This is a genomic window from Polynucleobacter sp. MWH-UH23A (genome assembly GCF_040409805.1).
Classification (GTDB): Bacteria; Pseudomonadota; Gammaproteobacteria; order Burkholderiales; family Burkholderiaceae; genus Polynucleobacter.
On record NZ_CP099572.1, the window covers coordinates 2,014,444 to 2,030,562 of the forward strand.

Annotated in this window: 17 protein-coding genes; 5 read left to right on the forward strand and 12 right to left on the reverse strand. The window is 45.7% G+C overall.

Features of this window, described 5'->3' with window-relative positions; translation table 11 throughout:
* Window positions 1–6 precede the first annotated feature (6 nt).
* From metW to gatC, 11 genes are all read right to left on the reverse strand, one after another.
* Entirely contained in the window at window positions 7–600 is a 594-nt protein-coding gene (gene metW / locus NHB35_RS10465; protein WP_353432303.1) for a methionine biosynthesis protein MetW, read from the reverse strand.
* A complete protein-coding gene (locus NHB35_RS10470) occupies window positions 593–1,735 on the reverse strand; it encodes a homoserine O-acetyltransferase (protein ID WP_353432304.1) in 1,143 nt (380 codons plus the stop codon). The genes metW and NHB35_RS10470 overlap by 8 nt, the downstream gene beginning before the upstream one ends.
* Window positions 1,732–2,382 carry a nucleoid occlusion factor SlmA gene (gene slmA / locus NHB35_RS10475; RefSeq protein WP_353432305.1) on the reverse strand — a complete coding sequence of 217 codons (651 nt, stop codon included), beginning with the start codon at window positions 2,380–2,382 and terminating at the stop codon, window positions 1,732–1,734. Before slmA ends, NHB35_RS10470 begins: the two co-directional genes overlap by 4 nt.
* A 10-nt stretch (window positions 2,383–2,392) precedes the next feature.
* Window positions 2,393–3,295: an acetylglutamate kinase gene (gene argB, locus NHB35_RS10480; RefSeq protein WP_215390456.1), complete on the reverse strand. Its 903-nt coding sequence runs from the start codon at window positions 3,293–3,295 to the stop codon at window positions 2,393–2,395.
* A gap of 12 nt (window positions 3,296–3,307) precedes the next feature.
* Window positions 3,308–3,685 (reverse strand): RNA polymerase-binding protein DksA, encoded by a 378-nt coding sequence (dksA, locus tag NHB35_RS10485; protein WP_353433443.1) that lies wholly within the window; start codon window positions 3,683–3,685, stop codon window positions 3,308–3,310.
* Window positions 3,686–3,917: 232 nt separating this feature from the next.
* Entirely contained in the window at window positions 3,918–4,979 is a 1,062-nt protein-coding gene (locus tag NHB35_RS10490; protein WP_353432306.1) for a GTP-binding protein, read from the reverse strand.
* Between the two features lie 78 nt (window positions 4,980–5,057).
* Window positions 5,058–6,026 (reverse strand): tyrosine recombinase XerC, encoded by a 969-nt coding sequence (locus NHB35_RS10495; protein WP_353433444.1) that lies wholly within the window; start codon window positions 6,024–6,026, stop codon window positions 5,058–5,060.
* Between the two features lie 13 nt (window positions 6,027–6,039).
* Window positions 6,040–6,714, reverse strand: coding sequence for a DUF484 family protein (locus NHB35_RS10500; protein WP_353432307.1), 675 nt, complete (start codon window positions 6,712–6,714; stop codon window positions 6,040–6,042).
* A 24-nt stretch (window positions 6,715–6,738) separates the two neighbouring features.
* Window positions 6,739–8,208, reverse strand: coding sequence for an Asp-tRNA(Asn)/Glu-tRNA(Gln) amidotransferase subunit GatB (gatB, locus tag NHB35_RS10505; RefSeq protein ID WP_353433445.1), 1,470 nt, complete (start codon window positions 8,206–8,208; stop codon window positions 6,739–6,741).
* Window positions 8,208–9,725 carry an Asp-tRNA(Asn)/Glu-tRNA(Gln) amidotransferase subunit GatA gene (gene gatA, locus NHB35_RS10510; RefSeq protein WP_353432308.1) on the reverse strand — a complete coding sequence of 506 codons (1,518 nt, stop codon included), beginning with the start codon at window positions 9,723–9,725 and terminating at the stop codon, window positions 8,208–8,210. Before gatA ends, gatB begins: the two co-directional genes overlap by 1 nt.
* The gene (gene gatC, locus NHB35_RS10515) at window positions 9,722–10,015 is read right to left on the reverse strand and encodes an Asp-tRNA(Asn)/Glu-tRNA(Gln) amidotransferase subunit GatC (RefSeq protein ID WP_353432309.1); all 294 of its coding nucleotides are present in this window, start codon (window positions 10,013–10,015) and stop codon (window positions 9,722–9,724) included. Before gatC ends, gatA begins: the two co-directional genes overlap by 4 nt.
* Before the next feature lie 60 nt (window positions 10,016–10,075).
* Between gatC and NHB35_RS10520 the strand changes: the two genes are divergently transcribed.
* Genes NHB35_RS10520 through rodA form a run of 5 tightly spaced genes read left to right on the forward strand, consistent with a single transcriptional unit; the run spans window position 10,076 to window position 15,643 of the window.
* Window positions 10,076–11,119, forward strand: a complete 1,044-nt coding sequence (locus NHB35_RS10520) for a rod shape-determining protein (protein ID WP_353432310.1) — start codon at window positions 10,076–10,078, stop codon at window positions 11,117–11,119.
* A 24-nt stretch (window positions 11,120–11,143) separates the two neighbouring features.
* Window positions 11,144–12,073 carry a rod shape-determining protein MreC gene (gene mreC, locus NHB35_RS10525; RefSeq protein ID WP_353432311.1) on the forward strand — a complete coding sequence of 310 codons (930 nt, stop codon included), beginning with the start codon at window positions 11,144–11,146 and terminating at the stop codon, window positions 12,071–12,073.
* Window positions 12,070–12,594: a rod shape-determining protein MreD gene (gene mreD, locus NHB35_RS10530; protein ID WP_353432312.1), complete on the forward strand. Its 525-nt coding sequence runs from the start codon at window positions 12,070–12,072 to the stop codon at window positions 12,592–12,594. Before mreC ends, mreD begins: the two co-directional genes overlap by 4 nt.
* Window positions 12,595–12,602: 8 nt before the next feature.
* Window positions 12,603–14,510, forward strand: coding sequence for a penicillin-binding protein 2 (gene mrdA, locus NHB35_RS10535; protein ID WP_353432313.1), 1,908 nt, complete (start codon window positions 12,603–12,605; stop codon window positions 14,508–14,510).
* Window positions 14,492–15,643, forward strand: coding sequence for a rod shape-determining protein RodA (gene rodA, locus NHB35_RS10540; protein WP_353432314.1), 1,152 nt, complete (start codon window positions 14,492–14,494; stop codon window positions 15,641–15,643). Before mrdA ends, rodA begins: the two co-directional genes overlap by 19 nt.
* A 97-nt stretch (window positions 15,644–15,740) precedes the next feature.
* Here rodA and NHB35_RS10545 read toward each other — a convergent pair whose 3' ends face one another.
* A complete protein-coding gene (locus NHB35_RS10545) occupies window positions 15,741–16,025 on the reverse strand; it encodes an HU family DNA-binding protein (protein WP_087908896.1) in 285 nt (94 codons plus the stop codon).
* Window positions 16,026–16,119: the final 94 nt, after the last annotated feature.

The window sequence follows — 16,119 nt, forward strand, 5'->3', positions numbered from 1 at the left end:
TTTATCTTATGCGCGACAGACACGGAATAGAGCAAGGCTACCAAACAGATTTGGCATCAAGGTCACTTGTCGACCATCATGCAAGATGCATTGATCAATGACTTTAAGTCCAAGACTGGATGCTAATTTTTCAAAATCGGCAACCGTCAATACGCGTACGTTTGGAGTGTTGTACCACTGATAAGGCAAGCTCTTTGAGACAGGCATACGACCAAGCGCAACCGCTAAACGGTGCGACCAATGACCAAAGTTTGGAAAGGACACAATCGACTCTTTGCCAACGCGCACAATCTCACGCAGAATTTTTTCAGTCTGATGAATCGTTTGCACAGTCTGAGATAACACAACCGTATCAAAACTATTGTCTTCAAATAAGGCGAGGCCGCCCTCTAAGTCTTGCTGGATAACGTTTAAGCCCTTTTGCACACAAGCTAAAACTCTCCCGTCATCTATCTCAACACCATAAGCATGCACTGGTTTTTGTTTCTGCAAGAACTCCAAAAAGCTGCCGTCACCACAACCCAAATCAAGCACCTGGCTATTAGGAATAATCCAATTTGCGATGGCAGCAAAATCGGCGCGCTTATTTAAATTACTCATGATGAACCTCGCGCATTTGCTTGAAATACGCCCTCACAAGATTGTGATATCGCTTATCATCTAACAAGAAAGCGTCATGACCATGTGGCGCATCAATTTCGGCATAGGTAACTTCGCTCTTGTTGCTAAGTAGCGATTGAACAATTTCACGACTACGATTTGGAGGAAAGCGCCAATCTGTTGAAAAACTCACTACCAAAAACTTTGCCTGCACTTCAGCCAAAGCGCGATTGAGGCTGCCTTCAGATCGGCGCGCAGGATCGAAATAATCAAGGGCACGGGTTATGAGCAAATACGTATTGGCATCGAAATAAGTGGAGAATTTATCTCCTTGGTGACGTAGGTAGCTTTCAACCTCAAACTCCACATCAAAGCTGAAGCGATAGTCCTTGGACTCTCCATGAGGGCGTTGTAATTCACGACCAAACTTTTCAGCCATATCGTCGTCAGACAAATAGGTGATGTGACCAACCATGCGAGCTAAACGCAAGCCACGCTTAGGTACTACTCCATGCGCATAGTAATTGCCGCCATGAAAATCTGGGTCCGACAGAATGGCGTTACGAGCCACTTCATTAAACGCAATATTTTGTGCGCTTAACTTTGGAGTAGATGCAATGACAATGCAATGATCAAGGCGCTTGGGAAACTGAATAGCCCACGCCAAGGCTTGCATACCTCCCAAACTTCCGCCCATCACTGCCGCAAATTTCCGAATCCCCAATTTATCCGCAAGACGAGCCTGAGTATTTACCCAATCCTCTACCGTAACTACCGGGAAATCGGCTCCATATGGCTTGCCTGTAGCTGGGTTTAGGCTCATTGGGCCCGTAGATCCAAAACAGGATCCCAAATTATTCACGCCAATTACAAAAAAATGATCTGTGTCGACCGGTTTACCAGGGCCAATCATGTTGTCCCACCATCCAATGTCTTCAGGATTATCTGGACTTGGGCCTGCTACGTGATGCGAAGCATTTAAAGCATGACAAATGAGTACGGCATTGCTTTTATCTGCATTGAGCTTGCCATAAGTTTCAATGACTAAGTCATATCCCGATAACATGGCGCCACTTTGCAAAGGCAGTGGCTCGGCAAAATGAATGGTATTTCTAGAGAGATGTAACTCGCTCATTCTGACAATAGCAGACGCAAACTTACATCAGCGGCATCTGTTGGTAGCTTTTTGAAACCGCTTCTAGCAAAACGATGCCAACGCCCCAATACAAAGCTCATCAACATGGCTGCGCGGATGCTTACTTCTTCTTGTCCTAACTTAGACCATGCTCCGCCTTGAGTCTGGGCAATACGCAAAGCCTGCTTAAGAGAGGCCTCAACTCGATCCAGAACTTGGGTAATACGTTCTTGCAAGCGATCATCCTCCTGCAAAAGAGCGTCTCCCAACAAGACTCGTGTCATACCAGGATTTTTTTCCGCAAAGAATAAGAGCATCTGCAGAATGCCTCGGGCCTGGGCAAGACCTGATTCTTCTTTTTGATTAATTTGGTTGATTAAACCAAAAACAGTTTGCTCAATAAATGAAATCAAGCCCTCAAACATTTGGGCTTTACTTGCAAAGTGTCGATATAAAGCAGCCTCTGATACGTCAATCTTCGCTGCCAAAGCTGCTGTTGTGACACGTTCACCTTTTGGATTTTGCAGCATTTCTGCCAGCACTTGCAGAATCTGCAAACGGCGCTCGCCTGGACGAGGGCGCTTGCGTGTCTTGCCAGCATCAACGCTAGCGCTGTTGATTTCTGCTGACTCTATGGATTCGCGCATTGTCATCTTCTTATCTGGAACGAATCATCGTGCCGAAAGCTTGCTCGGTCAAAATTTCTAACAGCAAAGAATGCTCAATGCGACCGTCAATTATGTGCACTGAATTTACGCCGCTCTTAGCTGCATCTAAAGCAGAAGAAATTTTTGGCAACATACCGCCTGAAATAGTGCCATCGGCAAATAAACCATCAATCTCTCTAGCGGTTAAATCCGTCAGTAATTTGCCATCTTTATCCATTACACCCGGAATATTGGTCATCATGACTAATTTTTCCGCATGCAAAATCTCTGCCATCTTTCCAGCAACCAAATCGGCATTAATGTTGTATGCCTGACCTTCCGCACTAAAGCCAATCGGAGAAATTACCGGAATGAAAGCATCGTCCTGCAAGGCCTTCACAACGGCTGGATTGATTGCTTCGATTTCACCTACAAAACCAATATCGACTTTCTTACCTGGCTCTGTGTCGCTAGGAATCATCATTTTCTTCGCATGAATCAAGCCGCCGTCTTTGCCGGTTAAGCCAACTGCCTGTCCGCCAAAATGGTTGATCAGCATCACGATATCTTGTTGCACTTCACCACCGAGAACCCACTCAACCACTTCCATAGTTTCTTCATCGGTAACACGCATACCTTGGATAAATGTTCCAGTCTTACCAATCTTTTTGAGGGCCTCGTCAATTTGTGGGCCACCACCATGAACCACCACAGGATTCATACCAACTAATTTCAACAAGATCACATCGCGCGCAAAACTTTCCTTGAGTCGCTCCTCGACCATAGCATTTCCACCGTACTTAATGACGATGGTTTTACCGTGATACGCACGAATGTAAGGCAATGCCTCAGCAAGAATCTCCGCCTTTAATAAAGGCGAGATATCGCTAATAGATGTCAAATGCTTAGTCATTACAAATGGTGTTTATTCGCCAAATAATTTTTGACGGAGTTCGCGACGCTCTTGTGCCTCAAGAGACAAATTGGCTGTAGGCCTTGCAATTAAACGGTTCAGGCCGATTGGCTCACCTGTTTCTTCACACCAACCATATTCACCAGATTCGATTCGTCCGAGTGCTTGCTCAACTTTTTTAAGTAATTTGCGCTCACGATCACGAGTGCGCAATTCCAGCGCATGCTCTTCTTCAATCGTTGCACGATCAGCTGGATCTGGAACCAAAATATTTTCACGGAGATGTTCAGTTGTCTCGGATGCATTTTTCAAGATGTCATCTTTTAAGGTCAACAACTTTTGACGGAAAAAATCTAACTGGGCAGCATTCATGTAGTCCTTGTCAGACATCTTAAGCAATTCAGCCTCAGTTAAAGGCGCGCCCTTAGCTGCTTTAGTGCTCGTAGCTTTGCTGCTTGCTTTCGCAGTACTTGCAGGTTTTGTTGCTGTTTTTACCGTCATCTCATTCTTTCCTAGATTTGAAGCATTATTGCCTCATTCTGCCAAACTTTTGTTGTTGCTAGCCAATATTCTTCAAGCTTTCACAATCTTGGCCGTGGCGGCGGATTGTACCCGAATCTGACTAGACCAAACAGCCTTCAAGCCCAGCCAGTAGGGTGTCTTTAGGCAAATCAATGCCTATGAAGACCATACGGGTTTGTTTGGGCTCAGACCCCCAGGGACCAGCTAAATCACTGCCCATCATTTGATGCACCCCCTGAAACACCACTTTTCGGCTACTTCCTTTGACATAAAGCACGCCCTTGTAGCGCAGCATTTTCTCTCCAAAGACCTCCAAAATACCCCCCAGGAAATCTTCCAGTTTTTTATGATCAAAGGGTTTATCACTACGAAAAACGAAGGACTGAATGCGATCGGTATGGCCAGCATGACCATGATGGTGGTCATGGCTATGATCGTGTCCGCAAGTACTGTGATCATGATCATGAGAGTGGTCGTGACCGCAGTGAGCATGATCGTGATCATCCTGCTCCAAGAAATGAGGATCAATATCTAACTTCGCATTTAAATTGAAACCCTTGAGATCTAAAACAGCATTTAATGGAACCACGCCCTTAGAGATTGCACTGATGGGAGCTCTCGGATTCATATGCATTAAACGGCTACGCAAAGCTTCAACTTCGGCTGCCGACACTAAGTCTGTTTTCGTAATAAATATTTGATCCGCGAAACCCACTTGGCGCTGGGCCTCCTCGTGCTCAGTCAGTTGCTGCTGGCCATGCTTAGCATCCACTAAAGTCACTACGGCATCAAGCACATAATGATCCGCAACATCATCATCCATAAAGAAGGTTTGGGCTACAGGCCCTGGGTTTGCTACCCCCGTAGTCTCAATGACAACGCGATCAAAATGAATTTTTTTATCTTTTCGCTGCTCCCATAAAGCATTTAACGCCTCAACTAAATCGCCGCGAATGGTGCAACAAATACAACCATTACTCATTTGCACAATATTCTCTTCATGATCCTGGACCAGGATATCGTTATCGATATTTTCTTCGCCAAACTCATTCTCAATCACTGCAATTTTTTTACCGTGATCTTCAGTCAGAATGTGTTTTAACAAAGTAGTTTTGCCGCTTCCTAAAAAGCCGGTCAATATAGTTACAGGGATTAATGCCATGAGCGATCCAATCAAAATCCAAAAATCTTTGTGTGTTGTGTTCCCACACTCGGGAAACCCACTATCTTACCTAGTTCCTCAAGCTTTGCCAGCCTTGGCGCGTGGATGCGCTTTATCGTATGCCTGAGCTAGATGCTGGAAATCTAAAGAGGTATAAATCTGCGTACTGGCAATACTGGCGTGCCCAAGCATTTCTTGAACGGCACGCAAATCCTGTGAGGACTGCAACACATGGCTGGCAAAACTATGGCGCATCATATGCGGATGGACGTGAGTAGGCAAGCCAGCACGAATCGCTAAAGTTCGCAACCGTGCCTGCACTGTGCGTGGTGATAAACGCTTGCCACTTGCAGATAAAAAGAGCGCAAGGGATTCAGATAATTCCCCGCTCGCATCCCTAAGGTTTCTCCACGCCAATAAAGATTGCATTGCAGGAGCACCAACCGGAACAGAGCGTCTTTTACCGCCTTTGCCTAAAACGGTCACTTCTGCGGCATCCCAATCTAGCCATCCTGCAGATTCATATTGACGATCTTTACTCTGCATGACGTCAATACCTAGAAGCTCAGATAAACGCAAACCGGAGGAATACAACAAATCAACAATGGCGGCATCCCGAATCGACTCTAAATCTTTTTTCTCAGCCGCTTCTTTTACAGCCTGATTCACCAACGCAAGCGCTTGCTCAACAGAAAGGGCTTTAGGCAAGGACTTAAGGCGCTTTGGCGCCTTAACATCATCCACAGGATTGGCGGTTAACCGTACGCTGACTTTACCCGCCTGTGCATCGCGCCGTGCATTTTTTTCTGTCAACCAGTCGTACCATCCACGCCATGCAGATAAAGCCCGAGCAATACTTCTAGATGACTTGTCTTTGGAGTGCAAACGTCCAGCCCAACGACGCACATGGGCATTCGTTACCTTTAATAAATCAACGGAATCATCTTGTGCAAAGTTTTGTAAATCACTTAAGTCCATGCCATACGCTTTTAGCGTGTGCAGAGAGAGTTGACGCAATACATGAAGCTCATGCAAATACTCTTGCATGAGTGGATGAAGATCAGCCGGCTTTAATTTCATAAGCCTGGATACGATCCAAAGCTGCAGCAGTCAGTTCTGCAATTTGCCTTAAATAGAAGGCGCCCATGTCAGCAGTAAACCGAGTCTCGTCTTTGCTGGCCAACAAAAGAACTGCTGGTGATTGATTCGCACCAATGCTCTTACCAAGCGGCAGGCCGATAGCCACCATGCTTTGCCATTCGGGATCAATCTGAGTTTGACTAGCCAGCAAATCTACACTGGCAGCAGCCAATTCCTTAGCAGAGCCGCACAAGGGCGTATCTACCCAAGGACCAAATGCCGAATTAGGAGATAGTAATTGTGCAGCTTCAACCTCAAAAACTTCTGCCAAGCCAGTAGTAATTGCCGCTTCAACATCAGCCTTATTGTTTGCCTTTATTAAGCGCAACAACCAAGCGACCAAACTTTGTTGCGTTTTGTCATTGCGACTACCAAAGTGCAGCATCTCACTCAAGCGTCGATTAAGTTCTTGGTTTTGTGTACGCAAGACTGTCATCTGACGCTCTTGCAAAGAGATGGCGCGATCTTCGTGCGGGTGCTTGATCCGAATCTCATTAAACAAATTGGCATAACGCTCAAAAAAACCTGGGGTTGCGCGCAACCACTCAGCAACCAACTCTTCTTGCTCAGCCTGTTTTGGATCTATCGCACTCATGTATCTCTTTCTTGAATTTCTTACTTAGCTCAATTTTTTACGTAGCAATTCATTAACCTGAACGGGATTTGCCTTACCCTGAGAGGCTTTCATAATCTGGCCCACCAAAGCATTGAAAGCCTTGTCTTTTCCAGATCGGAATTCTTCTACTGATTTTTGATTGGCGGCAAGGACCTGATCAATAATGGCCTCTAATGCACCGCTATCACTGATTTGTTTCAAGCCTTTTGCATCAATAATTTGATCGACAGTACTGATTGGTTTTCCTACGATTGCATCATCCCAAAGGGTTGCAAAAATGTCTTTTGCAATCTTGTTTGAAATCGTGCCATCAGCAACTCGAGCAAGTAAGGGCGCCAAATCTTTTGCTTTTAAAGGCGCATCAGCAATCGCAATCCCTGCGCGATTAATTGATGAAGCAAATTCTCCAGCAATTAAATTGGCAGCAGCTTTAGCCAATGGTTTTCCAACAATCGCTAACAACTCTTCAAAAACTTTAGCCGTATCGCGATCTTGGCTGAGTAGCTGCACATCGTAGGCGCTTAGTCCGTAATCGGCTTGCCATTGCGCACGCAGATCAGCAGGCAATGCAGGCATTGTGCTGCGTACCTTAGCAATCCATGCATCATCAATCAGCACTGGCAATAAATCAGGGTCTGGGAAATAGCGATAATCGTTTGCGTCTTCTTTGCTACGCATACTGCGAGTCTCACCGCGATCAGGATCGTATAGACGGGTTTCCTGAACCACAGTACCGCCATCCTCAATCAATTCAATTTGACGACGTACTTCATATTGAATTGCCTCTTCCAAGAAACGGAAAGAGTTCAAATTTTTAATCTCGCAACGCGTACCAAACTCAACCTGGCCTTTTGGACGCACGGATACGTTGGCATCGCAACGGAAAGATCCTTCTTGCATATTGCCGTCGCAAACACCCAACCAGACAACCAGGCCATGTAAAGCCTTGGCATAGGCTACTGCTTCTGCAGCACTACGCATCACTGGCTCGGTCACAATCTCTAATAGAGGTGTGCCAGCACGATTGAGATCGATTCCGCTGGAAGGCTCACCATGCGGCCCAATAAAGCCTTCTTCGTGAACCGATTTACCCGCATCTTCTTCCATATGAGCGCGAGTAAGTTCAACGGTCTTAACTTCATCGCCCACCAAAATTTCAATCTTCCCGCCGACCACAACCGGAATCTCAAACTGACTAATTTGATAGCCTTTAGGTAGATCAGGATAAAAATAATTCTTGCGAGCAAAAATACTTGCTGGTGAGATCTTCGCGCCTACCGCCAATCCAAAACGGATAGCATGCTCAACGGCTTCGCGATTAAGAACTGGCAGCACACCCGGCAATGCTAAATCTACGGCACATGCTTGCGTATTCGGAGCGGCACCAAAACGAGTGCTAGCTCCACTAAAAATTTTAGATTGCGTTTGTAATTGCGCGTGTGTTTCTAAACCAATAACAACTTCCCACTGCATCATGCCACCTCGCTTGCTTGACGCAAATGCCAATCAGTGGCTTGCTGATATTGATGCGCGATTTGTAATAGATGAGCCTCAGAAAAATAATTGCCGATCAACTGCATTCCAATTGGCAAATTGTTTGCATTAAATCCACAAGGCGTACTCATTGCGGGTAAGCCAGCGAGATTAGTAGACAGCGTATAGATATCTTCCAAATACATTTGCACGGGATCTTTTGACTTCTCACCCAAGCGCCAAGCCACATCAGGCGCCACGGGCCCCAAGATGACGTCGCACTCTTTAAATGCTGCCTGAAAGTCTGAAGCAATAATGCGTCGTATTTTTTGAGCTTGCAAATAATATGCGTCGTAGTAACCATGACAAAGAACGTAAGTTCCAATCATGATGCGACGTCTTACCTCCGCACCAAATCCCTCAGTGCGAGATTTTTGATACATATCACCGAGATCTTTGTATTCGCTAGCGCGATGCCCATAACGTACACCATCGAAGCGACTCAAATTACTGGATGCTTCCGCCGGTGCTAATACGTAATACACCGGTATTGATAATTTCGTTTTCGGCAGACTGACTTCAACTAATTTAGCACCCAAGCTTTCCAACAGTTTTGCGGCTTCGTTTACTGACTTTGCAACATCTGCAGATAGGCCCTCAGCAAAAAACTCTTTTGGCAAGCCAACTCTCAAACCTTCTAAAGGTTTTGCGGGATTTGCATTACCCTCTTGCCAAGCTTGATTGAGGTAACGTCCATAGTCCTCACCAGAATCAGACAAAGAAGTGGAATCACGCGGATCATGCGAAGACATCGCCGTCAGCAACAAGGCACAGTCTTCCGCCGTTTTACCCATCGGACCAGCTTGATCCAAAGAGGATGCATAGGCAATCATGCCGTAGCGAGAAACGCGCCCATATGTGGGCTTAATTCCTGTTAGACCACAAAATGCCGCTGGCTGACGAATTGAGCCGCCAGTATCCGTACCTGTGGCTATTGGCGCCAAACCTGCGGCAACAGCTGCAGCTGATCCTCCAGATGAACCGCCAGCAACACAGGATGCATTCCATGGATTTAGCACTGGACCATAGGCCGAATTCTCGTTTGATGAACCCATCGCAAACTCATCCATATTGGTTTTGCCCAGACAAACCATCCCAGCACCATTCGGGTTATTGACGTCTGGAATTCCTAGATTGGCGACCACAGTTGCATCGAAAGGGCTTTGATAATCAGCCAAGATTTTGGAGGCGGCAGTGGTCTTCCATCCGCAGGTTACAAAGACATCTTTATGCGCAACTGGGATGCCGGTCAATTTACCTGCTTTACCAGCAGAAATGAGTGAGTCCGCTTTATTTGCTTGATCTAAACTTAAGTGAGCATTCACATCAATGAATGCATTCCACCGCTTTTCAGACTCAATGCGATCCAAAAAATATTGCGTTAGCTCTTTGCTGGACACCTCTTTTGCAGCCAGCGCTTTTGCCATTAAGGCAACGGAAGTGTTGTGCCAACTCATTCAATCACCTTCGGAACCAAGAAGTAGCCATCTTGCTGGGCGGGGGCGGATTGCATGTTTTCGGTACGCTGATCAGACTCTGTTACCTGGTCAGTGCGCAATGGCTGAGCCAGTTCACGCAAAAACAAAATGGGGTGAGCAAGTGGTTCAAGGCCCTCAGTATTAACAGCCTGCATTTCCTCAACAAGGGAAAAAACAGCCTGCAACTGAGGTAAAACTGCCTCGGCCTCTGCTTGGCTTAACTCAAGCCTGGAAAGGTGCGCAATGCGCTGAACATCATCAAGTTTCATGGGGCTTAGAGTATCATCTCAAAATATTTTCATTAACAATTTCTATTTTCCCACTACATCATGTTTGGTTTTTTCCGCAGCTACCTTTCAAACGACCTAGCCATTGACCTTGGCACCGCCAACACATTGATTTATATGCGTGAGCGGGGAATCGTCCTAGATGAACCATCCGTCGTAGCCATCCGCCAAGAAGGTGGGCCGAACGGCAAAAAAACGATTTTGGCTGTTGGTAAAGAGGCAAAAGCGATGCTAGGTCGGGTTCCGGGGAATATTGAGGCAATTCGACCAATGAAAGATGGTGTTATTGCAGATTTCACAATCACCGAACAAATGCTCAAGCAATTTATCAGGCTTGTTCATGAAAGCAAAATTTTAAAACCCAGTCCACGCATCATTATTTGCGTTCCTTGTGGATCAACCCAAGTCGAACGTCGAGCCATTCGCGAATCCGCATTAGGCGCAGGCGCTTCACAAGTGTTTTTGATTGAAGAACCTATGGCCGCTGCAATTGGTTCTGGGTTGCCAGTTTCTGAAGCTGCAGGGTCAATGGTTGTCGATATTGGTGGCGGGACAACTGAAGTTGGCGTCATGTCATTGGGCGGCATGGTTTACAAAGGATCGGTTCGCGTAGGTGGCGATAAGTTTGATGAAGCTATCACCAACTATATCCGGCGCAACTATGGCATGCTCATTGGCGAACAAACTGCTGAGCTGATTAAAAAGACAATCGGCTCAGCATTCCCCGGTGCCGAAGTACGAGAGATGGAAGTAAAGGGTCGCAATCTTTCGGAAGGCATCCCACGTAGCTTCGCCGTTACCAGCAATGAAATTCTTGAGGCATTAACCGATCCACTAAATCAGATTGTGACGGCAGTCAAATCTGCTCTCGAAGAGATCCCGCCTGAGTTGGCATCTGATATTGCTGAGCGTGGCATGATGCTAACAGGCGGCGGAGCCCTTTTACGTGACCTTGACCGTCTTTTGCTAGAAGAAACGGGTCTACCAATTCATGTGGCTGAAGATCCATTAACCTGCGTTGCTCGTGGATGCGGTATTGCTCTTGAGCGCATGGATAAATTGGGCGGCGTGTTCTCACACGAATAAACGACATACTCGTCGACCAAGGAATTGCAACATAGCGCTCCACCACTTTTCAGACAGGGCATTCCGGCCTTACTCAAACTGATTGTCTGTCTGTCAATCAGCATCGCTCTGATGCTGATTGATTTTCGTTTTAAAGCACTCGACCCTATTCGAAATTATGCAAATTGGGTTTTGCGTCCGCTTGAATACATCATGATGGCGCCACGCAATGCATTTGAGGCTACATCAGAATATTTCACAACGCGCTCCACTTTAGAAAAAGAAAATCAGATCATGAAAGTTCGTCAAGCCGAGCTTTCTTTATTGGCGAATCAATCTGAATTTTTGATGATCGAAAATCAGAATTTGCGCGAGTTAACGGCGCTGCAAAAACAGGTTCCATTTAAAACTTTGCCTGTTGAAATCTTGTTTAATCCGCCCAACCCTATTTCACAAAGAATTGTGATTAATCGAGGCAGCAATGACGGCTTAAAACTGGGCAACCCAATCGCCAATGACATTGGCATTCTTGGTCAGGTAGTAAGACTCTACGAGCGGTCTGCGGAAGTATCACTGCTAGAAGATCGAGATTTTGCGGTTCCTGTCCAAGTGGCCAGGAATGGCCTCAGAGCGGCTGTTTTTGGTGCCGGGCGCGGTAACCCTCTGGAATTACGCTACCTCCCTGTAGCAAGCGACCTAGAAGTTGGCGATGTCTTGCTAACCTCTGGCATTGATGGAGTCTATCCGCCCGGATTTGCGGTCGCCGTCATTAGCAAAATTGAACGTAATGTGGATAAAAACTCTTCCAACGTGTTTTGCGAACCCGTGGGGGCTGTAAATCGCTATCGCCAAGCCTTGGCCCTTCTATACGACCCTCAATTTGACGCCAAAGCGCCTAGCAACATTAAGCCCACTCCTGGAGCTCAAAGCAACACTCCTGGTCGCCGTCAAACTCGCGCAAGGGGTATGCAATGATCGATTTTCAAAGTGGCTATATCTTGCGTCCGGTCAATCCGGTGTTTATCTATTTCAGTTTATTTTGCGCGCTGCTGCTGAATCTTTTGCCTATCGGAAATTATGGGTGGGTACCTGATTGGTTAATCATTTGCATTGTGTTTTGGAATATTCACCAACATCATTACGTTGGGGTTATTTGGGCGTTCATTCTTGGATTACTCATGGATGTGCACAATTCTGATCTACTGGGATTACATGCATTTAGTTACTCCTTGGTTGCATACATTGCAATCTCTTGGCATCGACGTATTGTCGCTTTAACTGTTTTATCGCAGGCTCTTCACCTCATACCGATATTTTTATTGGTTTCTCTTTTTCCCGTTTTAGCACATTGGCTACTTAGCGGAGAGCTTTACTGGTGGGCCTTAACGGGCACCATTCAAGCTTTGATAGAGGCAGCGCTTTGGCCCTTAGCAATACGCATTTTATTGGCGCCCCAACGTCGACCAATAGACGTTGATCACAATCGCCCGCTTTAAGAAGCTGAATGGTTTCTTTTAAAAAACCGAATCTCGATTCCTTTCAAGAGCGCATTCACATTGCGACCTTGTTTGTTACTTTCTGCTTTTTGCTTTTAGTTACACGTCTCGTATGGCTACAATTAATTAGTCATAGCAAATATGCGCTTCTTGCTGAAAGTAATCGCATTGCACTTGTACCTGCACCCGCTAACCGTGGATTAATTATTGATCGCAATGGCATTGTAATTGGTCGCAATTACTCCGCATTAACGCTTGACGTTAATGCGGAAGAAGTCAAAGGTAACGTAGATCAACTGATCAACGAACTCTCTGAAATTATTGATATCTCCCCAAGAGATCGTCGTAACTTCAAGCGCTCCCTAGAAGATTCTCGCAACATGGGCACAATTCCCCTACGCTCCATGCTGAATGAGGCTGAAACTGCCCGTTTTATGGCTAACCGCTACCGTTTTCCTGGCGTGGAGATTCGGGCAAGAAACTTCCGTGAATATCCCTATAACGAATTAGCCTCGCACTTGGTTGGCTATATCGGTCGCGTTTCGCAGCGCGATAAAGAGCGCATGCAAGCCGAAATTGAGAACTCTAAGACCGACGATCCAGATGCATTGCAAGCCTCTTTCTTACCAGGCATTCAATACGTAGGAAAAATTGGCCTGGAGCAGAGCTATGAAACTGTTTTGCGTGGTGTGCCTGGATATGATCAGGTTGAAATTACAGCAGGTGGAAAACCGATACGCACGCTCTCTAGCTCACCCTCTGTTCCAGGGAAAAATATTGTGTTGTCAGTTGATGTCAAGCTGCAGTATTTAGTCGAACAACTTTATGGAAATTTCCGCGGCGCATTCGTTGCAATCGAACCAGAAACTGGTGATGTATTGGCATTTGTTTCTAAGCCAAATTTCAACCCCAATGATTTTGTTGAAGGCATTGACTCCGTGACCTGGAAAGAGTTAAACGACTCGCCACAAAAACCTTTATATAATCGCCCACTCAAAGGCATCTACCCACCGGGATCAACCTACAAGCCATTCATGGCTTTAGCTGCCCTAGAAAATAAAAAGCGCACACCATCTCAAACCATTTCGGACCCTGGTTATTTTGATTTTGGTAACCACACTTTCCGCGATGATAAAAAAGGTGGGCATGGCATTGTGGACATGCAAAAGTCGATAGTTGAATCTTGTGATACCTATTACTACATGCTCGCCCGCGATATGGGCGTCAACATGATGCATGACTTCATGAAGCCATTTGGATTTGGTCAAATTACCGGTATTGATTTAGAAGGCGAAGCAAGGGGGGTTCTGCCATCTACCGATTGGAAGAAAAATACTTTCAAAAAACCAGAGCAGCAAAAGTGGTACGAAGGCGAGACTATTTCGCTCGGCATTGGTCAGGGATATAACTCGTTCACCATTCTTCAGCTTGCGCACGCTATGGCCAACTTAGCTAACAATGGCGTGGTAATGAAGCCCCACCTAGTCAAAGCTATCGAGGATCCATTTACACGCAATCGCGTACTCACAACCCCAAAAGAGAGTTATCGCATCGACCTTAGCTCAGAAAATATTGATGTCATTAAAAAAGCGATGGTTGAAGTAAATATTTCTGGCACTTCTGCCGCAGCATTCAGGGGTGCTGGATATGTAGCTGGCGGTAAAACAGGTACAGCCCAAGTCTTTAGCTTGAACTCGAAAGATTACAAGCATGGTGCCACAGCAGAGTTCTTACGCGATCATGCTCTTTACATTGCCTTTGCACCTGCAGACAAGCCCACAATCGTTATTGCTATGGTTGTTGAGAATGCAGGCTTTGGCGCACAGTATGCCGCGCCTATCGCACGCAAGGCATTGGATTACTATATTGAAGGCAAGTGGCCCAGGGAGGTTCCCGAATGGAAAAGAGCCCCATAAAAAAATTTCAACCACTCTTCTTTAGTTTTTTTTCCGGCTTTGATCGCCATCTAGGCCTTATTTTGCTTGGCTTGGCAGCTGTTGGCTTTTTCACATTTTTATCTGCCAGCCAAAATACGCCTGTACAAATTGCAGATGAGCTTCGTAATCTGGCTTTGTCATTTGCTGTAATGTGGTTAGTCTCTCGCATTCCACCAAAGTGGCTAGAAATAAGCGCTGTTTGGATTTATGGTCTTGGTGTTGCTCTGCTAGTTGCAGTCGCAGCCTTCGGATTAATCAAAAAAGGAGCGCGACGCTGGCTCAATATTGGAATTGTGATTCAGCCCTCTGAGATCATGAAGATTGCTATGCCGCTAATGTTGGCTTGGTACTTCCAAAAACGAGAGGGCATCCAAAAAGCATGGGATTATGCTGTTGCCGGAATCATTTTGGCTATTCCTGTTTTTCTAATTGCGCGCCAACCCGATCTAGGAACTGCTTTATTGGTTTTCGCAGCAGGCCTTTACGTCATTATTTTGGCTGGCCTTCCCTGGAGATGGATACTGCCCTTCGTAGGGGTTGGCATGATTGGCATCCTCTTAATCATTATTTTTGGCAGCACTATTTGTGCGCATGATGTTGCATGGCCTTTTGTACACAACTATCAAAAGCATCGTATATGCACGCTACTAGATCCCAGTAGCGACCCGCTAGGCAAAGGCTTTCACACCATTCAATCCATGATCGCCATAGGCTCGGGTGGCTTTTTTGGCAAAGGCTGGTTTCAAGGTACGCAAGCACATTTGGAATTTATTCCAGAAAAACATACTGACTTTGTATTTGCAGTTTTCTCTGAAGAGTTTGGTTTGCTTGGCAACTTAATATTAATTGGACTTTTCTTTGCCCTTATCAAACGCGGTCTCACAATTTCAGCAAGCGCACCCAATTTATTCACGCGATTACTGGGGGCTGCAGTAACACTCATTTTCTTTACCTATGCTTTCGTGAACATTGGCATGGTAAGTGGATTGCTCCCAGTGGTTGGCGTTCCATTGCCATTTATTAGTTATGGAGGCACTGCGCTAGTCACGCTAGGATTTGGTGCGGGTATCTTGATGAGCATTCATCGACACCGTCGATTAGTTCAAAGTTGATGCAGCGGGCTCTTTATTTTTCATTCTTATGATGGCTTTTTTATTTCCAGTAATAAAAAAGCCCGGCATGCCGGGCTTTTTTATTAACAATGAAGAATTACTTCTTACGCTTGTTAACTGAGTCTTTAAATGCTTTACCTGCAGAAAACTTAACAGTTTTAGCAGCAGCGATTTTGAGTGGCTCGCCAGTTTTTGGGTTGCGGCCCATACGCGCTGCGCGCTTACCAGAAGCAAAAGTACCAAAACCGATCAGTTGTACTGAATCACCTTTAGTTACAGCTTTAATAATGTTCTCAATAGCAGAATTCAATGCGAATTCTGCTTTAGCTTTAGAGATCTCCGCGTCGTCAGCAATCGCTGCGATTAGTTCGGCTTTGTTCAAGTGAAACTCCTTATAGATATTGATGTCGGCGCACATTGCGCTTCCATGATTTTAACCACAAAAAATTATAAAAATAAAGCTTAGTTACAACAAT